Below are 19,026 nucleotides of genomic sequence, written 5' to 3' on the forward strand. Positions count from 1 at the left end.
ACTCACTCCGGTGTCGTGCAGACCAGGGCCAGCTTGTTGCCATCGAGGTCGCGGAAGTAGGCGGCGTAGAAATTGGGCGCATAGTCGCGCAGACCCGGCGCGCCTTCGTCCTGGCCGCCGGCGGCCAAAGCCGCAGTATGCGCAGCGACCACCGCAGCCCGCGTGGGCGCATTCAGCGCCAGCATCGTGCCGTTGCCGGCGCTGGCCGGCTCGCCATTGAAGGGTTTGCAGAGGTAGAGCTGGGACGGGCCGTCGCCGCTGGCCGGCCCATAGCCCACAAAGCTGTCATCGACATGCTGGGCCTTGAGCCCCAGCGGCGCCAGCACCTGGTCATAGAAGGCCTTGGCGCGCAGTCGGTCCTTGCTGCCCAGCGTGGCGTAGCGGATCATCGTGCTCATCGGGGGCTCCTTTCGCTTCACTCGATGCGGATGGGAATGGTCACTGGGCCGTCGTTGATCAGGTGGACCTGCATGTCGGCACCAAACTCACCGCAAGCCACTTGCGCGTGCAGGCTGCGGGCGCGCGTCAGCAGGTAGTCATAGAGCCTGCGGCCTTGCTCGGCCGGCGCAGCGCCGCTGAAGCTGGGCCGATTGCCGCCCGAGGTGTCGGCCGCCAGCGTGAACTGCGAGACGATCAAGAGGCCGCCGCCGGTGTCCTGCACGCTGCGGTTCATCTTGCCGGCCTCGTCGCTGAAGATGCGCAGCTTGAGCAGCTTGGTCAGCAGCTTGTCGGCCTGTGCCTCGCCGTCGCCCGGCTCGGCGCAGACCAGCAGCAGCAGCCCCGGTCCGATCTGCCCGGTGATGCGCCCCGCCACCTCGACGCGCGCCTCGCGCACCCGCTGAAGCAGCGCAATCATTCGCCGCCCCCTGCACACCTCGGGGCCGATCGAGCAGGAGCCGCTGATCCGGCTCTGCCGGGCAGTCGGCTTCGCCCCCTCGAGGGGGCGCGCGCAGCGCGTAGGGGGGGAGTCATAGCAGATCTTTCGGGTCGTCGAAGTGGGCCTCGACGTCCATCGGCAGCAGCTGGATGCTTGCCCGCAGGCCCGGCACCGCGCTCATCAGCGCCTGCTCCACCGAGGTTCTCAACGCGGCCGCGCGGCCCAGCGTCCAGCCGGGCGGCATGTGCATGTGCAGGTCCACATAGCGGCGCTGGCCGGCCAGGCGTGTGGCCACATGGTCGAAGCGGATGGTCTGGTGCGTGAAGTCGTCCAGCACCTTCTTGATCGCCGCCTGCGATTCCTCGTCCAGCGCCTGGTCCATCAGGCCCTGCGTGGAGGCGTGCATGAGGTGGTAGCCCTCGCGCAGGATGTTCAGCGCCACCAGGATGGCCAGCAGTGGGTCCAGCCACAGCCAGCCGGTGAGCATCACGCCGATCAGGCCGCCGACCACGCCCACCGAGGTCCAGACATCGGTGAACAGGTGGCGCGCATCGGCCTCCAGCGCCAGCGAGCGATGCTGGCGCGCCTTCTTCAGCATCGCCCAGGCCAAGCCGCCGTTGAGCGCCGAGCTGACGATGGACAGCGCCATGCCTATGCCCAGGTCCTCTACCGGCTGCGGCTCGAAGAAGCGCTGCACCGCGGCCCAGATGATGGCCACCGCGGCGATGAAGATCAGCAGCCCTTCGAAACCGCTGGAGAAGTATTCGGCCTTGTGGTGCCCGTAAGGGTGGTCCTCGTCAGGCGGCCGGGCCGCCACGGTGACCATGGCCAGCGCGAACATCGCGCCGGCCAGGTTGACCAGCGACTCCATCGCGTCCGACAGCAGGCTGACTGAACCGGTCCACCACCAGGCGGCGGTCTTCAGCGCAATGGTGACCAGCGCCACGCCGATCGAGACCTTGAGATAGGAATTCAGTTGCATGGATTCATTGTCGCGCCGGGCGCGGCTGGGTACTGGCAGCAGCGACACCTACAATTGATTTCGATCCGATCAACCCCAGACGCCAACGCATCAGACCATGAGCAAAGAGCCGCCTTCCGGACAGTCTGCCCACCATACCGACGTCTCGCACATCGCCCCGCGCGAGAAGGCGGAGATCCTGTCGCAGGCCTTGCCCTATATCCGCAAGTTCCATGGCAAGACCATCGTCATCAAGTACGGTGGCAATGCGATGACCGACCCGGAGCTGCAGAAGGACTTCGCCGAGGACGTGGTGCTGCTCAAGCTGGTGGGCCTGAACCCGGTGGTGGTGCATGGCGGCGGTCCGCAGATCGAGGAGGCGCTCAACAAGCTGGGCAAGAAGGGCCACTTCGTCCAGGGCATGCGCGTCACCGACGAAGAGACCATGAGCGTGGTCGAGTGGGTGCTGGCCGGCGAGGTGCAGCAGGACGTGGTCGGCCTGATCAATGCCGCTGGCGGCAAGGCCGTGGGCCTGACCGGCCGCGACGGCGGCATGATCCGTGCCAAGAAGCTCAAGATGGTCGACAAGGACGATCCCGCCAAGGAGCACGATGTCGGCCAGGTGGGCGACATCGTGTCGATCGACCCGAGCGTGGTGAAGGCGCTGCAGGACGACCAGTTCATCCCGGTGGTCAGCCCGATCGGCTTTGGCGAGCACAACGAGAGCTACAACATCAACGCCGACGTGGTGGCGGCCAAGCTGGCCACCGTGCTGCAGGCCGAGAAGCTGCTGATGCTGACCAATATCCGCGGCGTGCTGGACAAGGCCGGCGAACTGCTGACCGAGCTGACGCCGCGCAAGATCGACGAGCTGGTGGCCGACGGCACGATCAGCGGCGGCATGATCCCCAAGATCGCCGGGGCGATCGACGCGGCCAAGAGCGGTGTCAACGCGGTGCACATCATCGACGGCCGCGTGCCGCATGCGATGCTGCTGGAGATCCTCTCGGATCAGGCCTACGGGACGATGATCAGGTCGCACTGATCGGGCCAGCGATGAAGCCTTCGAGCCGGACGGTCTGGCTGTTCGACCTCGACAACACGCTGCACAACGCGTCGCATCACGCCTTCAAGGCGCTCAACGTCTCGATGAGCGACTACATCGTCGCGCATCTGGGCCTGGAGCGGGCCGCAGCCGACGCGCTGCGCGTGCACTACTGGCACCGCTATGGCGCCACCCTGCTGGGTCTGGCGCGGCACCACGGGGTGGACGTGCGCCACTTTCTTGCCGAGACCCATCGCCTGCCCGGCCTGGAGGCGCAGGTGCACGGCCATGCGCACGATCTCGCGGCCCTGCGGCGCCTGCCCGGGCGCAAGCTGCTGCTGACCAACGCACCGCTGGCCTATGCGCAGCGCGTGCTCGGCGTACTGGGTCTGACGCGTGAGTTCGATGCCTTGATCGGCTTCGAAGACATGTGCATGTTCGGCCAGCACCGGCCCAAGCCCGACGCGCGCATGCTGCGCTGGCTGGCTGCCAGGCTGAAGGTGGCGCCCTCGCGCTGTGTGTTGGTCGAGGACACGCTGATGCACCAGAAAGCGGCGCGCAGCGTGGGCATGCGCACGGTCTGGCTGCAGCGCTGGCTGCGGCAGGCAGCGCGGTCGCACAAGCCTGTCTCGCCGGTGGTGCCGGCGCGGGTCTGCCGGCGACCGTCCTATGTGGACAGGCGCGTCTACGGGCTCGCTGCACTGCTGCGCTGAGTTTGCGCAAACAGATGCCCTGGTAATCCCCAGGCCTCCATCCCCCACCGCTAGGTGTGGCGCCTGGGCGAATGCGGCTTGTTGGGGCGCGTACGCACCGCGAGAATGCGGCGCAGTGCTGTATCCAGGCTCACCATGTCCGAGTTCTCCGTACTGATTGTCGAAGACCAGATCCGTTTCCGCGATGCTTTTGCCCTGGCGTTGAATGCCGTTCCCGACATCAAGCTGCTCGGCATCGCGCCGGACTTGATGCAGGGCCGCAAGATGTTCGATCAGACGCGGCCTGATGTCCTGCTGGTGGACCTCGACCTTCCCGGCGGCAGCGGCATCGAGTTGATTCGCCACGCGGCAGCAACGCATCCACAGTGCGACGTGATGGTGATCTCGGTGTTTGGCGACGAGCAGCATGTGCTGTCCAGCATCGAGGCCGGCGCCACCGGCTATCTGCTCAAGGACTCGCTGGCGCTGGACCTGCCGGGCCAGTTGCGCGCCTTGCGCAATGGCGGCAGCCCGATCAGCCCGGTGATCGCCCGCCGCCTGCTGATGCGCCTGGCGCCGGGGGCGGGGCAGGGCAGCAATGGCAACGGCATGCCGACAGTCGATGACGAGACCGCGGTGGCCCTGTCCGAGCAGGAGTCGCGTGTGCTGCATCTGGCGGCTAAGGGCTTCACTTTCGACGAGATCGCGCAGTTCCTGCAAGTCTCTCCGCACACGGTGATGACCTATGTGAAGCGCATCTACCGCAAGCTGCAGGTGCGCTCCAAGGTCGAGGCGATCTACGAGGCGCGGCGCCTGGGCTGGTTGCGCGATTGATCGAGTGAGCCGGCCGCGGCCGGAAGACGGGTCATGCGCCTGTGCCAGAATGGTTTCGGACCATCTAGCGCCGCTCACCCTGCATGCATGCATCCTCCTCTGACCTGACGGACAGACCCGCGCCACCACCCGAGGGCGCGGCGGAGAGCCATGTCGACGCCCAGACGCCGCGGCGTAAGCGACCGCGCCCGGGCGAGCGTCGCGTGCAGATCCTGCAGACCCTGGCCGGCATGCTGGAGCAGCCGGGCGGCGAGCGCGTCACCACCGCGGCGCTGGCGGCCAAGCTGGAGGTCAGCGAAGCGGCGCTGTACCGCCACTTCGCCAGCAAGGCGCAGATGTTCGAGGGCCTGATCGAGTTCATCGAGAACAGCGTCTTCACACTGCTCAACCAGATCGCCGAGCGCGAAGGATCAGGCCTGGCGCAGGCGCAGCGCATCGTCTCGGTGGTGCTGCAGTTCGGCGAGCGCAATCCCGGCATGACGCGGGTGATGGTCGGCGACGCACTGGTCTACGAGAACGAGCGCCTGATAGTGCGCATGAACCAGTTCTTCGACCGCGTGGAGTCGGCGCTGCGCCAGGCGCTGCGCAGCGCCGCCGAGGCGCGCGGCTCGGCCACGCCCACGGTGGAAGCCAATGCCCAGGCCTCGGTGCTGGCCTGCTTCATCCTCGGGCGCCTGCAGCGCTATGCCCGCTCCGGCTTCAAGCGGCTGCCTACCGAACAGCTGGAAGCTGCTTTGCGCATGCTGGCGGTCTGACGGGCTTGCGGTCTTTTAGACTGCCGCCATGTCTGCCCTTGAACATCTGATCGAGCGCGCCGAAGCGCTGCTCTCCCGCCTCGAAGCCGTGCTGCCGCAGCCGCTGACGGCGCCTGACTGGTCGGCCTCGGTGGCCTTTCGCGCGCGCCGCCGCGCCGGTCGCCTGGTCCTGGAGCCGGTGCGCCATGTGGCGGCGATCCGCCTGGCCGATCTCAAGGAGGTCGAGCCACAGAAGGAGAAACTGCTGCGCAACACCGCGCAGTTCGTCGCCGGCAAGCCGGCCAACAACGTTCTGCTGACCGGCGCACGCGGCACAGGCAAGAGCTCGCTGATCAAGGCCTGCCTGAACGAGTTCGCGCCGCAGGGCCTGCGCCTGATCGAGGTGGACAAGAGCGATCTGGTCGATCTGCCCGACCTGGTGGAGCTGGTCGATGGCCGGCCCGAGCGTTTCGTGATCTTCTGCGACGACCTGTCCTTCGACGAGGGCGAGCTGGGCTACAAGGCGCTGAAGTCCATGCTCGACGGCTCGGTGGCCGCCGCCAGCGACAACGTGCTGATCTACGCCACCAGCAACCGCCGCCACCTGCTGCCCGAGCAGATGAAGGACAACCTTGCCGCCAAGATGGACGAGAACGGCGAACTGCATCCGGGCGAGGCGATCGAGGAGAAGGTGTCCCTCTCGGAGCGCTTCGGCCTGTGGGTGAGCTTCTATCCCTTCAGTCAGCAGGAATACCTGGAAATCTGCGCGCAGTGGCTGCGATACTACGGTCTGGACGAGGCGCAGATCGCCGCGGCGCGCCAGCCGGCGCTGGTATGGGCGCTGGAGCGCGGCTCGCGCTCGGGGCGCGTGGCCTTCCAGTTCGCACGCGATCTGGCCGGGCGCGGCCAGGCCGAGGCGCTGCCGGTGAACACCATAAGCGGCGACGCGCCCGAGGGGCTGGACCATGTCTGAGGCTGTGCAGGAACGCGTACCGGTCGACGTGGCCGTGGGTGTGCTGGTCGAGCGCGATGCGCAGGGGCATGAAGGGCGCTTCCTGCTGACCTCGCGCCCCGAGGGCAAGGTCTATGCCGGCTACTGGGAGTTTCCGGGCGGCAAGCTCGAGGCCGGCGAGACGGTGGAGCAGGCGCTGCGCCGCGAGCTGCACGAGGAGCTGGGCATCACCATAGGCGCCGCGCATCCCTGGAAGGTCGAGCTGATGGACTATCCGCATGCCCGCGTGCGCCTGCACTTCTGCAAGGTCTACGAATGGCAGGGCGAGTTCGAGATGCGCGAGCGCCAGCAGATGGCCTGGGAGACGCTGCCGGTGCAGCAGCAGCCGGTGTTGCCGGGCACGATCCCGGTGCTGCAGTGGTTCGCTGCTGAGCGCGGCTTCACTGGCGCCACCCATGTCGGCTGATCCCAGCCACTACACTGGCGCCATGGACTGGCTGGATCAAGTGAAATGGGACCGCGACGGTCTCGTGCCGGTGATCGCGCAGGAGCGCGACACGGGCGATGTGCTGATGTTCGCGTGGATGAACCGCGAGGCGCTGGCGCGCACCGCGGCGCTGGGCGAGGCGGTGTACTGGAGCCGCTCGCGCGCCAAGCTCTGGCACAAGGGCGAGGAGTCCGGCCACATCCAGAAAGTGCACGAGCTGCGCCTGGACTGCGACAACGATGTGGTGCTGCTGAAGATCACCCAGCAGGGGCATGAGCCCGGTATCGCCTGTCATACCGGCCGCCACAGCTGCTTCCATCAGCGTTTAGAAAACGGCGCCTGGCAGACCGTGGAGCCGGTGCTGAAGGATCCGGAGAGCATTTACAAATGAGCAGCAGCGAGATCGACAGCAAGGATGTGCTGGTCCGCGTGGCCGCGGTGATCGAGTCGCGCAAGCCCGCCAATGGCGGCGACCCGGCCGGCAGCTATGTGGCCAAGCTCTTCGGCAAGGGCACCGACGCGATCCTGAAGAAGGTCGGCGAGGAGGCCACCGAGCTGGTGATGGCCGCCAAGGACGGCGACGCGCAGAAGATCGTCTACGAGACCGCCGACCTGTGGTTCCATTCGATGATCGCGCTGGCCCAGTTCGGCCTGAGGCCCGAGGATGTGCTGGCCGAGCTGGCGCGGCGCGAGGGGCTGTCCGGCCTGGTGGAGTTCGCGCAGCGTTCGACCGACAACAGGGGCTGAGCCGCGCCACGCGAGGGGAGGGGCGATGAATACCGATCCGTCACTGCAAGTGATGCCTGACGCGCAGCGCGAGCAGCAGCTGCGCAGCGTTGGCATCGTCAGCTATGTGCTGCACACGATCGTGGCCGTCGGTGCGGTGCTGCCGGGCGTGCAGGCCAGTGTGCTGCTGCTGGTGGTCGCCGTGATCGTCGACCTGGTCAAGCGGGGCGATGCTGCGGGCAGCTGGCAGGCCACGCACTTCAGCTGGCGCCTGCGCAGCGTGGTGTGGGCGGGCCTGGCCTATCTGCTGACCGCGCCGCTGTTCGTGCTCTTCTTTGTCCCGGGCTGGATCGCCTGGGGCCTGGTCTCGATCTGGTTCCTTTATCGCATCGTGCGCGGCTGGACCGCGATGAATGCCAACCAAGCCATGCCGGTCTGAGGCCGGCAAGCCATCAAGCCACACCATGTCTCACGACCCCAACTGCATCTTCTGCAAGATCGTCGCCGGCCAGATTCCGTCCAAGAAGGTCTACGAGGACGAGCACATCCTTGCCTTCCACGACATCAATCCCTGGGCGCCGGTGCACATCCTGCTGATTCCCAAGCTGCACATCCCCTCGATGGTCGAACTGCAGCCCGAGCATGGCGAGCTCATGGGGCGCATGGCCGTGCTGGTGCCCCGGCTGATGAAGGAGCTGGGGGTGACGAATGGCTTTCGCACCGTGACCAATACCGGCCATGACGGCGGGCAGGAGGTCTACCACCTGCACATGCACGCGATGGGCGGCCCGCGGCCCTGGCTCAAGGGCTGACGAACGCGCCGGCCTGTCTTCTGCACGCGGGCGCTGCTCGCCCGCTTGAAATCCGCGCTTGCGGAACTATTTCCGACTGTGGGATGGCTGTCACATCGGCCATCTAGAATGCCGCATCCGTTCTCTGGAGAAAGTTATGGGTTCCTTCAGCATCTGGCACTGGCTCATCGTGCTCCTGGTTGTCGTGCTGATCTTCGGCACCAAGAAGCTCAAGAACATCGGCTCCGACCTGGGCGGCGCCGTCAAGGGTTTCAAGGATGGCATGAAGGATGGTTCGGCCGATGCGCCGGCCACGCCGCCGCAGCAGGTCACCAGCAACAAGACCGCCGACGCCAACACCGTGGACGTCGAAGCCAAGACCAAGTCTTAATCGACCGGCTCGGCCCCGGCGCATGCGCCGGCTTCCGCGCCGAGCCTGACTCGCTGCCCCTTCACTGTCCATGATCGACTTCGGCTTCGACAAGCTGGCGCTGATCGGTGCCGTCGCCCTGGTGGTGATCGGGCCCGAGAAGCTGCCGCGCGTTGCGCGCACCGTGGGCCACCTGCTCGGCAAGGCGCAGCGCTATGTCGCTGACGTCAAGGCCGAGGTGAACCGCTCCATCGAGCTCGAAGAGCTCAAGAAGATGAAGACCCAGGTCGAGGAAGCGGCGCGCGACGTGGAGCAGAAGGTCAGCAGCGAGATCCGCGAGGCCAGTGACAGCTTCGAGCAGAGCTGGCAGGACGCCACCAGCGGGTTGAGCACCAACGGCTACGAAACCGGCAGCAGCTATGCGACGTCCCTGGCCGAGCCGCCGCTGTCCAGGCCGAAGAAGAACTGGCGCCTCAAGCGCAGCGCCGTGCCGCAGTGGTACAAGCAGCGTCAGGGCGTACGCCGCCATGCGCAGTCCGGCGCCGCGCGCGTCGCGCGTTTCCGCCCGCCCCGCCGAACCCCATGAGCGATTCCCGCAAGCCCGACGAGACCGATGAGCTCGCCGGCACCGAGCAGCCCTTCGTCTCGCACCTGATCGAGCTGCGCGACCGGCTGATCCGCGCCTTCCTGGCGATCGCCGTCGCCTTTGGTGTGCTGGCGCTCTACCCAGGCCCAGGCCCGCTCTACGACCTGCTGGCTGCGCCCATGGTCTCGCACCTGCCCGCGGGCGCCACGATGATCGCCACCAATGTGATCTCGCCTTTTCTGGTGCCGCTGAAGATCACGCTGCTGGCTGGCTTCATGCTGGCGCTGCCGGTGGTGCTCTACCAGGTCTGGGCCTTCGTGGCGCCGGGGCTGTACACGCACGAGAAGCGTCTGGTGCTGCCGCTGGTGATCTCCAGCACCCTGCTGTTTCTGCTCGGCGTCGCCTTTTGCTACTTCTTTGTCTTCGGCCAGGTCTTCAAGTTCATCCAGAGCTTCGCGCCCAAGAGCATCACTGCGGCGCCGGACATCGAGGCCTATCTGGGCTTCGTGATGAATATGTTCATCGCCTTCGGCGTCGCTTTCGAAGTGCCGGTGGTGGTGGTGGTGCTGGCACGCATGGGCATCGTCACGGTGGAGAAGCTCAAGGAGTTCCGCGGCTACTTCATCGTGCTGGCCTTCGTGATCGCCGCGATCATCACGCCTCCGGACGTAGTCTCGCAGCTGGCGCTGGCCATTCCGATGTGCCTGCTCTACGAAGTGGGGCTGTGGGCCTCGAAGCTGTTCATCCGCTATTCCAAAGCGCCGGATAGCGAAGCGGGCAAGGAAACGGCTTGAGCGGTTGACGCTCAGTCTTCGGGTCGGGGCTGAGGCCGCGGACGCTGGGCGACGTTGAGCCGCAACTGCAGCGCCTGCGCACCGCGCTGCACCGATATGCTGGCCTGGGTCTTGGGCCTGAGCGCCGCCACCGTGGCGAGCAGCTCGGCCGGACTGCGCACCGGCTTGCCGGCCACTTGCGTGATCACGTCCCCGGGTTGAATGCCGGCCTTGGCGGCGGGCGAATCGGCAAGAACTCTGCTGACCAGCACGCCTTCCTTGACCTGAAGCTTGAAGGCCTCGACGAACTCGGGCGTGAGCTCGCGGGGCTGCACGCCGATCCAGCCGCGCGACACGACGCCGTCCTGGAGCAACGCTTGCATCACTTGGCGTGCTGTGTCGACCGGGATGGCAAAGCCGATGCCCAGGCTGCCGCCAGTGCGCGAGTAGATCGCGGTATTGATGCCGACCAGTCGGCCTTGGGCATCCACCAGCGCGCCGCCGGAGTTGCCGGGGTTGATGGCCGCATCGGTCTGGATGAAGTTCTCGAAGATATTGATGCCCAGCTGGTTGCGGCCCAGCGCGCTGACGATGCCCGAGGTGACGGTCTGTCCGACGTTGAAGGGATTGCCGATTGCCAGCACGCTGTCGCCCACCTGCAGCTCGGCGCTGCTGCCCATGGCGATCACCGGCAGTTGCGGCAGCGAGATCTTCAGCAGGGCCACATCGGTTTCTGGATCGGTGCCGATCAGCGTCGCGCGGGCCTGGCGGCCATCGCTGAGGCGCACCTCGATCTCCGCCGCACCGGCGACCACATGGCTGTTGGTCAGCGTGTGTCCTTGTGCCGAGACGATCACGCCCGAGCCCAGGCCGGTCTGCGCCGGCAGGCCGTCGTCGTCGCCGTCCTCACTGTCGCTGCCGTCTTCGCCGTCGTCCTTGCGGCCGAAGCGATGCGAGCGCAGCCAGGCCTCTTTGTCCTCGGGGCGCAGCGGCCGGCTGGCGCTGATGCTCACCACCGCGGGTGCCGCGAGTTGGGCCGCCAGCCGGTAGCCGCCGCCCAGCTGGGGGCTGGACGCCGAAGGCATGGCGGGCACCGTCACCGGCGCCGACCATGGCGTGCTGCCACCGATGGCGAGCCAGGCCGGCTTCAGCGTGACGACGACGAAGAGCATGGCGAGGACGATCGTCACCGCCTGCGAGAAAATCAGCCACAGTCTGCGCAATCTCGATCGCTCCACGTCATGGCACACCGCAACACACTCGAAGCCCATCTGAACCAGTTGCTGGAGGCGGCACGCTTCAAGGATTATGGGCCGAACGGCCTGCAGGTCGAGGGACGCGAGGAGGTGCACCGCATCGCCTGCGGCGTCACCGCCAGCCGTGCGCTGATCGACGCTGCCATTGCGGCGAAGGCCGATGCCATCCTGGTGCACCACGGCCTGTTCTGGCGCGGCCAGGACGGGCGCGTGGTCGGCTGGATGAAGCAGCGCCTGCAGAAGCTGCTCGCGCATGACATCAATCTCTACGCCTACCACCTGCCGCTCGACGCCCATGCCGAGCTGGGCAACAACGCGCAGCTCGGTCGCGTGATGGGCTGGCAGGCCGATCGCCGTTGCGGCGAGCAGGAGCTGGTGTTCAGCGCGCCGCTGGCCGATGCGACCAGCCTATCCGCACTGGGCGAACAGCTTGCCGACACGCTGGGCCGCGCGCCGGTGTTGGCCGAAGGCGATGGCCGGCCGCTGCGCCGCGTGGCCTGGTGCACCGGTGGCGCGCAGGGCTATTTCGAAGCGGCCATCGCTGCGGGCGCGGACGTGTTCGTCACCGGCGAGATCTCTGAGCCGCAGGCCCATCTGGCCGCCGAGACCGGCGTGGCCTTCATCGCCGCCGGCCACCATGCGACCGAGCGCTACGGCGTGCAGGCGTTGGGCGCGGCGCTGGCGGCCGAGTTCGGCCTGCACTGCGAGTTCATCGAGATCGGCAACCCCGCATGAGCGCGCCCATCAAGCCCTTGCTGCTGACCATGGGCGATGCCTGTGGCATCGGCCCGGAGATCGCGGTGGCGGCCTTTGTCGCCGAGGCAGCGAACGAGGATCTCTGCTTGGTCGGCGATGTCGGCGTGCTGCGCCGGGCCTTGCGCTTCAAGGGGCTGAGCCTGCCGGTGGCGCAGATCGACTCGCCGGCCGAGCGCGCCGCCGTGCCGCCGCACTGCCTGCCGGTCTGGCAGCCGCCGGGGCTGCCGGCGGATCTGCTCGCGGCACCGCTGGGCCGGATCGATGCGCGCGCCGGCCGCGCCGCGGCGGCCTGCATCGAGGCCGCGGTGGCAGCGGTGCGCCGTGGCGAGGCGGCCGGTCTGGTCACCGCGCCCATCCACAAGGAAGCGCTGCACGCTGCCGGTGTGGACTACCCCGGCCATACCGAGATGCTGCAGGCGCTGGCCGCCGAGGGGGGCGCCGTGCCGCCGGTGCGCATGATGCTGGCCAACGAGGAGCTGCGCACGGTGCTGGTGACGATCCATGTGTCGCTGCGCCGCGCGATCGAGCAGCTCAGTGTCGAGGGCGTGCTGCAGACCCTGCGCATCGCCGATGCGGCGCTGCGCCGCTTCGGGATCGAGGCGCCGCGCATCGCGGTGGCGGGCCTGAACCCGCATGCGGGCGAAGGCGGGCTGTTCGGCGACGAGGAGCTGCACATCATCGCGCCGGCCATCGCGCAGGCGCAGGCCGAAGGCATTGACGCGCGCGGCCCCTATGCGCCGGACACGGTGTTCATGCGCGCGCGTCACGCGCCGCCAGCGCACCCCGGCGAGTTCGACGTGGTCGTCTCGATGATCCACGACCACGGCCTGATCGCGGTGAAGTACCTGGGTGTGGAGCAGGGCGTCAACGTCACGCTGGGCCTGCCCTTCGTGCGCACCAGCCCCGACCACGGCACTGCTTTCGACATCGCCGGCACGGGGCGTGCCGATGCGTCGAGCATGGCGGCGGCGATCCGTATGGCGCGCTCGCTGCGCGCCTGAGTCAGCTCAAGCGCCAGCCTTGGCCGTCAGCTCGGCGAGCTGCTTGCGCGCACGTGCGGTGGCTCGCTCCAGCAAATAGGCGTTCTCGAAGGCCTTGAGCCGGCCGGCCTCGCACATCTTGCGCAGCATGCGCGCGGTCATCGTCACCGTCTCCTGATGCTTGGCGCCGTAGGTGAAGATGAAGAAGCTGCGTCCGGCGCTGATATGGGCTAGGCGCACCTTGCGCCAGCTGTCGCCGGTATTCATTTGGTAGGCGAAACCGAGCTGCAGATGGTCGATCAGCAGCTCGCCCTGGCTGGGTTCGGGGGCCTCGGCCGCGGGCAGGCCTTCGATGCTGATGTCGGCGGCCTGCAGCGGCTTGTCCTCGCCGCCGAGCTCGATGTCTACCTTGCCGTTCCAGTCGACGCGGGCTTCGCTGACCAGGCCCAGGCTCTTGGCCTCGGCCTCGCTGAGGCGCTCGCCGATGTCCAGATCGCCCGGCACGGAAATGGGGCCGGCGGGCAGGTCGCGTTCGCTGGGCGGTGCACAGCCGAAGATGCCCTCGAGCTGCTTGGCCAGCAGGTTGTAGTCCAGCGGGCTCAGGCCCTGGCCTTTGAGCGACTCGGCATGCGCCGGCAGCAGGCTGCCGAAGAAGTTCTTGCGCGCCGACTCGGGCCAGTGGATCAGGTCCAGGCCTTCATTGAGCGTGCGCATCAGCCCGGGCAGCGCAGCGAGGAAGGCCTGACGCTGCGCAGTGCCGCCCTTGGGCTGCACGCTCATCACCAGATCGCGCGCACTCTGGCGCAGGCGGGTCTCGCGCTGCGCATCGCCCTTGGGGTCACGCGCTGCGGCGATGATGGCCTGACTCCAGATCTGGGCGAGGAACTCGCGCAGGAACTCGGGCATGTTCACGCCCGCCAGCGCCGCCTGCAACTGCTGCATATAGCGCTGCTGCAGGCGCAGGTCGATCTCCTTGCGCTCCACCATCGCGGCGGCGTCGCCCTGGGCCTTCAGCGCCTGGGCGGTCTGCTCGGCGATGAAGCGCTCCAGCGTGTCGAGCTTGCTCTCGTACACGTCCATGCGGTCGAAGTCGCCCTGGGCGACCTCCTGCACCAGCTCGCGTACCTGCTGCAGGAAGCCGCGCCCCGGGTCTTCGTTGAAGTCTTCGAAGGCGCAGGCCAGCGAGGCGATACGGTTGACGAAGCGCCGCACCGGATGGCGGCGCGACGCGAAGAAGCTGCGGTCGCCCAGCGCGGCCCGCAGCACCGGCAGCTGCAGCCTGGCGATCAGGCGCGCCATCTGCGGCGGCACCTTGGGGTCAGAGAGGATCTGGTCGAACAGACTGCCGACCACGTCGATGACCATGTGGTCGAGCTGGCCGGTGGCGGCCTGACGCAGCTCCTCACGGTGCTGGTGGATCAGGTTGGGCGGCAGCGGCATCTGCCCGACGCTCCAGCCGCCCGCTTCGCCCGGGCCGGGCATGAAGCCTGAGTCCATGCCGAAGCCGGTGTCGACGCCGAATCCGCCTGCACCGCCCGCCATCGGCACCTGCGCCAAGCGGCGCAGCAGGTCCATCATTTGCGCATCGACCACGCCCATGCCGCCGGCCGGCGCGCGACCGAAGGATGCCGGCGCCGCAGAGCCGGGACCGGCATGACCGGCGCCATATCCGCCGGCGTAGCCGCCGCCGGTGCTGCCGCCGTAGCCTCCTGCGGCCATGCTGCCGGCTGCCGCCCCCTGTGACAGCGCGCCAGCCTGAGAGGGCAAGGCACCGTGCTGGGAAGCGCCGCGCCCGCTGTGCGCGGAGTGGGCGCCGGAGTCGATACCGGTGCGCACGCGCAGGTCCTGCGGCCGCAGGCCGCGGCTGCGGAACAGCTCGACAATGTCCGCGTAGCAGCTGCGCATCTCCTGCGCCAGCGCACGAGTCATCTCGTCGATGAGGATCTGACGTGCGGCCTCGTCTTCGGTGATGGCATGGATCGCGTCGATCAAGGCCTGCGCGACCAGCTCGGGGCGAAGCGGGTTGCGCTCATCGCCATGACCGAGGTCGGGCAGGTAGGACTGCACCTCGCGCAGCTCCCACTCGCTCTGGTGGCCAATGGCCAAGCCGATGCGGTCGGCGGCGACCATGGCGTCCACCTGATCGTCGTCCATCAGCGACAGCTCGGTCCAGTCCTTCTCCTTCTTGCGCCCCGCATCGCTGCTGCTGACGCCGCGCTGCTCGCCGCCCATCAGTTGGCGCAGGCTCTGATAGAAGCGCTGGCCGAACAGCGACTGCTGCTTGCGGAACAGGAACTGCGCGGAAAGCAGTGCGTCGCGCCGCTTGATCTGCCCAGCCGACAAGGCTGCCATGCCCATGCCCTCGGCGCCGCGCTCGGCGGCCTGCTCGGCGGCAGTGCGCACGCGCTGAAGCGCGGCTTCGAGGTGGGGGTTCAGGCGCGGTTCGGTCGAATTCATGGCTTGCGGCTCGGGCGGGTCCTGTCATCGAGCCCGGGCTTGCGAAAAGTATCGCCTCAAAGTGCGGCAGGCGTGAGACATGACCCCGCATGCCAGCACAGTCGGCGCGAACAAACTCGCAGCTGTGCCGACTGTTACCCCCGGTTACGGCGCCGAGCGGCCTTCAGCCTTTGCGTGCCTTCAGCGCGTCACGGATCTCGCGCAGCAACTGGATGTCCTCGGGTGTCGGCGGAGGTTCTGCCGGAGCAGGGGCCGGCGCCGGGGCATTCTCGCGCTTGAGTCGGTTGATCTGCTTGACCATCATGAAGATGATGAAGGCCAGGATGACGAAGTTCAGCAGCACGGTGAGGAAGCTGCCGTAGGCGAACATCGGCACGCCGGCCTTGGACAGTGCCTCGAAGGTCATCGGGCCTTTGAAATCGGCTGGTGGATCGGCGAGCAGCACGAAATAGTTGCTGAAGTCCAAGCCACCAACGATGCGGCCGACCACAGGCATGATCAGATGATTGACGACCGAGTCCACGATCTTGCCGAAAGCGCCGCCGATGATGACGCCGACCGCGAGGTCGACAACATTGCCTTTGACGGCGAACTCCTTGAACTCGGTCATGAAACCCATGGTGTGACTCCGTGTTGATGTGCGCGGCCGATTTTCCATGGACGTGCCGGGGTCGAATCGGGTGAAACGAGGGACAGGTCTTGCCAGCGTTGCGCAAAAGTGGGTCGGCTTGCACGAGTAAGCTTCAGACCCGGGTGGCGTCCGCTAGAATCTCCGGTTGCCCCCGAACAGAAGTCTCATTTGAGGACCCTCATGAGTGACCAGCAAGTGGATCACGGCAAGCGTACCTGGCTCATCGCCACCGGTTGCGCTGGCGCCGTTGGCGGCGTTGCCACCGCCGTGCCGTTCGTCAGTACCTTCACCCCGTCCGAGCGCGCCAAGGCCGCCGGTGCGGCTGTGGAGGTCGACATCTCGACTCTGAAACCGGGCGAGAAGCTGACCGTGGAATGGCGAGGCAAGCCGGTGTGGATCGTTCGCCGCACGCCCGAGCAGCTTGAGTCGCTGAAGGCCACCGAGTCGCATCTGGCCGATCCGAACTCGGATCGCAAGGCGTATCCGACCCCCGAGTACGCCAAGAACCAGCATCGCTCGATCAAGCCCGAGGTCTTCGTCGGCGTGGGCATCTGCTCGCATCTGGGTTGCTCGCCCAGCGACAAGTTCCAGCCCGGCGCGCAGCCTTCGCTGCCGGACGACTGGGCGGGCGGCTTCCTGTGCCCCTGCCACGGCTCGACCTTCGATATGGCCGGTCGCGTCTTCAAGAACAAGCCGGCGCCCGACAATCTCGAGGTGCCTCCCCACATGTACTTGTCGGACACCAAGCTGCTGATTGGTGAAGACAAGAAGGCCTGACGGCACGGACGAGGCAACAATGGCTACATTCAAAGAACTCCCCGCCGACGCCCCGATGGGTGCCAAGGTCACCAACTGGCTGGAGAACCGGTTCCCGACCGCGTTCGACGCCTACAAGGTGCACATGTCGGAGTACTACGCTCCGAAGAACTTCAACTTCTGGTATTTCTTCGGCTCACTGGCCCTGCTGGTGCTGGTGATTCAGATCGTCACCGGCATCTTCCTGGTCATGCACTACAAGCCGGATGCGGCCCTGGCCTTCGCCTCGGTCGAGTACATCATGCGCGACGTGCCTTGGGGCTGGTTGATCCGCTACATGCACTCGACCGGCGCCTCCGCGTTCTTCGTGGTCGTGTATCTGCACATGTTCCGCGGCCTGATCTATGGCTCCTACCGCAAGCCGCGCGAGCTGGTCTGGATCTTCGGTTGTGCGATCTTCCTGGCACTGATGGCCGAGGCCTTCATGGGCTACCTGCTGCCCTGGGGCCAGATGTCGTACTGGGGCGCTCAGGTGATCGTGAACCTGTTTGCTGCCGTGCCCTTCGTCGGCCCTGATCTGGCGCTGCTGATCCGCGGCGACTACGTGGTGAGCGATGCGACACTGAACCGCTTCTTCGCCTTCCACGTCATTGCCGTTCCCCTGCTGCTGCTGGGCCTGGTGGTGGCCCACCTGCTGGCGCTGCACGACGTCGGTTCCAACAACCCCGATGGCATCGAGATCAAGGCCGGCCCCAAGGGCAACCGCTGGTCGCCGACGGCCCCGGCCGACGGCATTCCCTTCCACCCCTACTACTCGGTGCACGATCTGCTGGGCGTGGCAGGCTTCCTGATGGTTTTCACCGCGATCGTGTTCTTCGCGCCTGAGCTGGGTGGTTACTTCCTCGAGTACAACAACTTCATCCCCGCCGATCCGCTGAAGACGCCTGCGCACATCGCGCCGGTCTGGTATTTCACGCCTTTCTATTCGATGCTGCGCGCCACGACCGACGTGATGGTCAACGTGCTGTGCGTGATCATCGGCATCGGCGCGGTGCTGGCGGTGCTCAAGGGCAGCTTCTCGGGCAAGGGCAAGCTGGCGACGCTGGTGATTGCTGCCGTGGCCATCGCCCTGCTGAAGATCTTCGACGCGAAGTTCTGGGGCGTGGTGGTGATGGGCGGTGCCGTGGTGATCCTGTTCTTCCTGCCCTGGCTGGACCACAGCCCGGTCAAGTCGATCCGCTATCGCCCTGACTGGCACAAGTACGTCTATGGCCTGTTCGTGGTCTTCTTCTTGGTGCTGGGCTACCTGGGTATCAAGCCGCCGTCAGATGCCGGTACGCTGGTGTCCCAGGTCGGTACGCTGTTCTATTTCGGCTTCTTCCTGCTGATGCCCTGGTGGAGCAAGCTGGGCACGCCCAAGCCTGTGCCTGACCGCGTCAACTTCAGCGCCCACTGAGCACCGGAGAGACAAGAATGAATAAGCTGATTGCGAAGCTGCTGACTGCCGTGGTGCTCGGCGCCGGCATGGTGTCCGGTGCCTCGGCCGCCGGCGGCGGCATCGAGTGGGACAAGTTTCCCAAGGAGAAGATGACGGACATGGCCGCGCTGCAAAACGGCGCCAAGCTGTTCGTCAACTACTGCCTGAACTGCCACAGCGCGGCGTTCATGCGCTACAACCGTCTGCGCGACCTGGGTCTGAGCGAGGAACAGATCAAGGGCAACCTGATGTTCGCCAGCGACAAGGTCGGCGAAACGATGAAGGTGTCGCTCGATGCCAAGCAGGCCAAGGAGTGGTTCGGCGCTGCGCCGCCCGACCTCACCGTGATCGCCCGCTCGAGCGCCAACGCCACCAAGGGTTCGGGTGCGGACTATCTGTACACCTACATGCGCACCTTCTATCGCGACGAGACGAAGGCCACCGGTTGGAACAACCTGGCCTTCCCGAGCGTGGCGATGCCGCATGTGTTCTGGGAACTCCAGGGCGTGCGCACGGCCAAGTACGTCGACGAGAAGGATCCGCACGACCCGAGCAAGACGGTCCATGTCTTCAAGGGCTTCGAACAGGTCACGCCGGGCAAGCTGACGCCGGCCCAGTACGACGACGCGGTCGGCGATCTGGTGGCCTATCTCCAATGGATGGGCGAGCCTGCGCAGGCGCAGCGCTTCCGTTTGGGCGTGTGGGTGCTGCTCTTCCTGGGCATCTTTACCGTGTTCGCCTGGCGCCTGAACGCCGCGTTCTGGAAAGACGTGAAGTAAGCCCACCGGCCTGGCCAGGTGCCGGGCCGTGCGCGCAGTGGGATGGCCTGGCCGCCCACTGCGTTTGCCTTTTCTAAGGGCCCTTTCTGGGGCCCGTTGTCTCAAC

At 66.8% G+C, this 19,026-nt stretch carries 24 protein-coding genes; 18 read left to right on the forward strand and 6 right to left on the reverse strand.

The genetic code is table 11. The features are described 5' to 3' along the window. Positions 1-2: 2 nt before the first annotated feature. The 3 genes from AC2EBS_RS00400 to AC2EBS_RS00410 all read right to left on the reverse strand — a co-directional run bounded on the left by AC2EBS_RS00400 (position 3) and on the right by AC2EBS_RS00410 (position 1,859). Entirely contained in the window at positions 3-398 is a 396-nt protein-coding gene (locus AC2EBS_RS00400; protein ID WP_484726411.1) for a VOC family protein, read from the reverse strand. Between the two features lie 17 nt (positions 399-415). After that, positions 416-856, reverse strand: coding sequence for a D-aminoacyl-tRNA deacylase (gene dtd / locus AC2EBS_RS00405; RefSeq protein WP_484726412.1), 441 nt, complete (start codon positions 854-856; stop codon positions 416-418). 112 nt (positions 857-968) lie between these two features. Then, complete coding sequence (locus AC2EBS_RS00410; protein WP_484726413.1) at positions 969-1,859, reverse strand: cation diffusion facilitator family transporter; 891 nt, start codon at positions 1,857-1,859, stop codon at positions 969-971. Positions 1,860-1,956: 97 nt separating this feature from the next. Between AC2EBS_RS00410 and argB the strand changes: the two genes are divergently transcribed. The 13 genes from argB to tatC all read left to right on the forward strand — a co-directional run bounded on the left by argB (position 1,957) and on the right by tatC (position 9,849). Further along, positions 1,957-2,883 (forward strand): acetylglutamate kinase, encoded by a 927-nt coding sequence (argB, locus tag AC2EBS_RS00415; RefSeq protein ID WP_484726414.1) that lies wholly within the window; start codon positions 1,957-1,959, stop codon positions 2,881-2,883. An 11-nt stretch (positions 2,884-2,894) separates the two neighbouring features. Beyond that, positions 2,895-3,596: an HAD-IA family hydrolase gene (locus tag AC2EBS_RS00420; RefSeq protein ID WP_484726415.1), complete on the forward strand. Its 702-nt coding sequence runs from the start codon at positions 2,895-2,897 to the stop codon at positions 3,594-3,596. Between the two features lie 135 nt (positions 3,597-3,731). Next, positions 3,732-4,409 carry a response regulator gene (locus AC2EBS_RS00425; RefSeq protein ID WP_484726416.1) on the forward strand — a complete coding sequence of 226 codons (678 nt, stop codon included), beginning with the start codon at positions 3,732-3,734 and terminating at the stop codon, positions 4,407-4,409. An 83-nt stretch (positions 4,410-4,492) separates the two neighbouring features. Then, positions 4,493-5,164, forward strand: a complete 672-nt coding sequence (slmA, locus tag AC2EBS_RS00430; protein ID WP_484726417.1) for a nucleoid occlusion factor SlmA — start codon at positions 4,493-4,495, stop codon at positions 5,162-5,164. A gap of 28 nt (positions 5,165-5,192) precedes the next feature. After that, positions 5,193-6,116: an ATP-binding protein gene (locus AC2EBS_RS00435; protein WP_484726418.1), complete on the forward strand. Its 924-nt coding sequence runs from the start codon at positions 5,193-5,195 to the stop codon at positions 6,114-6,116. Next, positions 6,109-6,561, forward strand: a complete 453-nt coding sequence (locus tag AC2EBS_RS00440) for an NUDIX domain-containing protein (RefSeq protein ID WP_484726419.1) — start codon at positions 6,109-6,111, stop codon at positions 6,559-6,561. Before AC2EBS_RS00435 ends, AC2EBS_RS00440 begins: the two co-directional genes overlap by 8 nt. A gap of 22 nt (positions 6,562-6,583) precedes the next feature. Beyond that, a complete protein-coding gene (gene hisI / locus AC2EBS_RS00445) occupies positions 6,584-6,973 on the forward strand; it encodes a phosphoribosyl-AMP cyclohydrolase (RefSeq protein WP_484726420.1) in 390 nt (129 codons plus the stop codon). Then, complete coding sequence (locus AC2EBS_RS00450; RefSeq protein WP_484726421.1) at positions 6,970-7,329, forward strand: phosphoribosyl-ATP diphosphatase; 360 nt, start codon at positions 6,970-6,972, stop codon at positions 7,327-7,329. The genes hisI and AC2EBS_RS00450 overlap by 4 nt, the downstream gene beginning before the upstream one ends. A gap of 52 nt (positions 7,330-7,381) precedes the next feature. Beyond that, positions 7,382-7,747 carry a DUF4870 family protein gene (locus tag AC2EBS_RS00455; RefSeq protein WP_484727531.1) on the forward strand — a complete coding sequence of 122 codons (366 nt, stop codon included), beginning with the start codon at positions 7,382-7,384 and terminating at the stop codon, positions 7,745-7,747. Between the two features lie 25 nt (positions 7,748-7,772). Beyond that, complete coding sequence (locus AC2EBS_RS00460) at positions 7,773-8,120, forward strand: histidine triad nucleotide-binding protein (RefSeq protein WP_484726422.1); 348 nt, start codon at positions 7,773-7,775, stop codon at positions 8,118-8,120. A 136-nt stretch (positions 8,121-8,256) separates the two neighbouring features. Beyond that, positions 8,257-8,490, forward strand: coding sequence for a Sec-independent protein translocase subunit TatA (gene tatA, locus AC2EBS_RS00465; RefSeq protein WP_484726423.1), 234 nt, complete (start codon positions 8,257-8,259; stop codon positions 8,488-8,490). Between the two features lie 70 nt (positions 8,491-8,560). Further along, a complete protein-coding gene (gene tatB / locus AC2EBS_RS00470) occupies positions 8,561-9,055 on the forward strand; it encodes a Sec-independent protein translocase protein TatB (RefSeq protein WP_484726424.1) in 495 nt (164 codons plus the stop codon). Beyond that, entirely contained in the window at positions 9,052-9,849 is a 798-nt protein-coding gene (tatC, locus tag AC2EBS_RS00475) for a twin-arginine translocase subunit TatC (RefSeq protein WP_484726425.1), read from the forward strand. Before tatB ends, tatC begins: the two co-directional genes overlap by 4 nt. 11 nt (positions 9,850-9,860) lie before the next feature. Here tatC and AC2EBS_RS00480 read toward each other — a convergent pair whose 3' ends face one another. Then, positions 9,861-11,051 carry a S1C family serine protease gene (locus AC2EBS_RS00480; RefSeq protein ID WP_484726426.1) on the reverse strand — a complete coding sequence of 397 codons (1,191 nt, stop codon included), beginning with the start codon at positions 11,049-11,051 and terminating at the stop codon, positions 9,861-9,863. Between the two features lie 18 nt (positions 11,052-11,069). On the opposite strand from AC2EBS_RS00480, the gene AC2EBS_RS00485 reads away from it, so the two are divergent. Together AC2EBS_RS00485 and pdxA are read left to right on the forward strand one after the other, a co-directional pair. Further along, complete coding sequence (locus AC2EBS_RS00485) at positions 11,070-11,819, forward strand: Nif3-like dinuclear metal center hexameric protein (RefSeq protein ID WP_484726427.1); 750 nt, start codon at positions 11,070-11,072, stop codon at positions 11,817-11,819. Next, the gene (pdxA, locus tag AC2EBS_RS00490; protein ID WP_484726428.1) at positions 11,816-12,841 is read left to right on the forward strand and encodes a 4-hydroxythreonine-4-phosphate dehydrogenase PdxA; all 1,026 of its coding nucleotides are present in this window, start codon (positions 11,816-11,818) and stop codon (positions 12,839-12,841) included. The genes AC2EBS_RS00485 and pdxA overlap by 4 nt, the downstream gene beginning before the upstream one ends. 6 nt (positions 12,842-12,847) lie before the next feature. Here the strand turns inward: pdxA and AC2EBS_RS00495 are convergent, their stop codons facing one another. Both AC2EBS_RS00495 and mscL read right to left on the reverse strand, forming a co-directional pair. Next, entirely contained in the window at positions 12,848-15,277 is a 2,430-nt protein-coding gene (locus AC2EBS_RS00495; RefSeq protein ID WP_484726429.1) for a DUF1631 family protein, read from the reverse strand. A gap of 163 nt (positions 15,278-15,440) precedes the next feature. After that, positions 15,441-15,896: a large conductance mechanosensitive channel protein MscL gene (gene mscL, locus AC2EBS_RS00500; RefSeq protein ID WP_484726430.1), complete on the reverse strand. Its 456-nt coding sequence runs from the start codon at positions 15,894-15,896 to the stop codon at positions 15,441-15,443. A 192-nt stretch (positions 15,897-16,088) separates the two neighbouring features. Between mscL and petA the strand changes: the two genes are divergently transcribed. The 3 genes from petA to AC2EBS_RS00515 are packed head-to-tail and all read left to right on the forward strand — an operon-like array spanning position 16,089 to position 18,920. Then, positions 16,089-16,685, forward strand: coding sequence for a ubiquinol-cytochrome c reductase iron-sulfur subunit (gene petA / locus AC2EBS_RS00505; RefSeq protein WP_484726431.1), 597 nt, complete (start codon positions 16,089-16,091; stop codon positions 16,683-16,685). A 19-nt stretch (positions 16,686-16,704) separates the two neighbouring features. Next, on the forward strand, positions 16,705-18,120 hold the full coding sequence (locus AC2EBS_RS00510) for a cytochrome b (protein WP_484726432.1): 1,416 nt from the start codon (positions 16,705-16,707) through the stop codon (positions 18,118-18,120). Between the two features lie 17 nt (positions 18,121-18,137). Then, positions 18,138-18,920, forward strand: a complete 783-nt coding sequence (locus AC2EBS_RS00515) for a cytochrome c1 (protein WP_484726433.1) — start codon at positions 18,138-18,140, stop codon at positions 18,918-18,920. Positions 18,921-19,026 lie beyond the last annotated feature (106 nt).

Source organism: Roseateles sp. T103, assembly GCF_057219915.1.

Excerpts from the sequence above, each read along its gene's own strand:
- AC2EBS_RS00460 (WP_484726422.1), top strand. The coding sequence starts at position 7,773 with ATGTCTCACGACCCCAACTGCATCTTCTGCAAGATCGTCGCCGGCCAG.
- pdxA (WP_484726428.1), top strand. The coding sequence starts at position 11,816 with ATGAGCGCGCCCATCAAGCCCTTGCTGCTGACCATGGGCGATGCCTGT.
- slmA (WP_484726417.1), top strand. The coding sequence starts at position 4,493 with ATGCATGCATCCTCCTCTGACCTGACGGACAGACCCGCGCCACCACCC.
- petA (WP_484726431.1), top strand. The coding sequence starts at position 16,089 with ATGAGTGACCAGCAAGTGGATCACGGCAAGCGTACCTGGCTCATCGCC.
- tatB (WP_484726424.1), top strand. The coding sequence starts at position 8,561 with ATGATCGACTTCGGCTTCGACAAGCTGGCGCTGATCGGTGCCGTCGCC.
- AC2EBS_RS00495 (WP_484726429.1), bottom strand. The coding sequence starts at position 15,277 with ATGAATTCGACCGAACCGCGCCTGAACCCCCACCTCGAAGCCGCGCTT.
- AC2EBS_RS00420 (WP_484726415.1), top strand. The coding sequence starts at position 2,895 with ATGAAGCCTTCGAGCCGGACGGTCTGGCTGTTCGACCTCGACAACACG.
- mscL (WP_484726430.1), bottom strand. The coding sequence starts at position 15,896 with ATGGGTTTCATGACCGAGTTCAAGGAGTTCGCCGTCAAAGGCAATGTT.
- AC2EBS_RS00515 (WP_484726433.1), top strand. The coding sequence starts at position 18,138 with ATGAATAAGCTGATTGCGAAGCTGCTGACTGCCGTGGTGCTCGGCGCC.
- AC2EBS_RS00425 (WP_484726416.1), top strand. The coding sequence starts at position 3,732 with ATGTCCGAGTTCTCCGTACTGATTGTCGAAGACCAGATCCGTTTCCGC.
- AC2EBS_RS00485 (WP_484726427.1), top strand. The coding sequence starts at position 11,070 with ATGGCACACCGCAACACACTCGAAGCCCATCTGAACCAGTTGCTGGAG.
- dtd (WP_484726412.1), bottom strand. The coding sequence starts at position 856 with ATGATTGCGCTGCTTCAGCGGGTGCGCGAGGCGCGCGTCGAGGTGGCG.
- hisI (WP_484726420.1), top strand. The coding sequence starts at position 6,584 with ATGGACTGGCTGGATCAAGTGAAATGGGACCGCGACGGTCTCGTGCCG.
- AC2EBS_RS00410 (WP_484726413.1), bottom strand. The coding sequence starts at position 1,859 with ATGCAACTGAATTCCTATCTCAAGGTCTCGATCGGCGTGGCGCTGGTC.
- AC2EBS_RS00510 (WP_484726432.1), top strand. The coding sequence starts at position 16,705 with ATGGCTACATTCAAAGAACTCCCCGCCGACGCCCCGATGGGTGCCAAG.
- AC2EBS_RS00440 (WP_484726419.1), top strand. The coding sequence starts at position 6,109 with ATGTCTGAGGCTGTGCAGGAACGCGTACCGGTCGACGTGGCCGTGGGT.
- AC2EBS_RS00435 (WP_484726418.1), top strand. The coding sequence starts at position 5,193 with ATGTCTGCCCTTGAACATCTGATCGAGCGCGCCGAAGCGCTGCTCTCC.
- tatA (WP_484726423.1), top strand. The coding sequence starts at position 8,257 with ATGGGTTCCTTCAGCATCTGGCACTGGCTCATCGTGCTCCTGGTTGTC.
- AC2EBS_RS00400 (WP_484726411.1), bottom strand. The coding sequence starts at position 398 with ATGAGCACGATGATCCGCTACGCCACGCTGGGCAGCAAGGACCGACTG.
- tatC (WP_484726425.1), top strand. The coding sequence starts at position 9,052 with ATGAGCGATTCCCGCAAGCCCGACGAGACCGATGAGCTCGCCGGCACC.
- AC2EBS_RS00450 (WP_484726421.1), top strand. The coding sequence starts at position 6,970 with ATGAGCAGCAGCGAGATCGACAGCAAGGATGTGCTGGTCCGCGTGGCC.
- argB (WP_484726414.1), top strand. The coding sequence starts at position 1,957 with ATGAGCAAAGAGCCGCCTTCCGGACAGTCTGCCCACCATACCGACGTC.
- AC2EBS_RS00455 (WP_484727531.1), top strand. The coding sequence starts at position 7,382 with ATGCCTGACGCGCAGCGCGAGCAGCAGCTGCGCAGCGTTGGCATCGTC.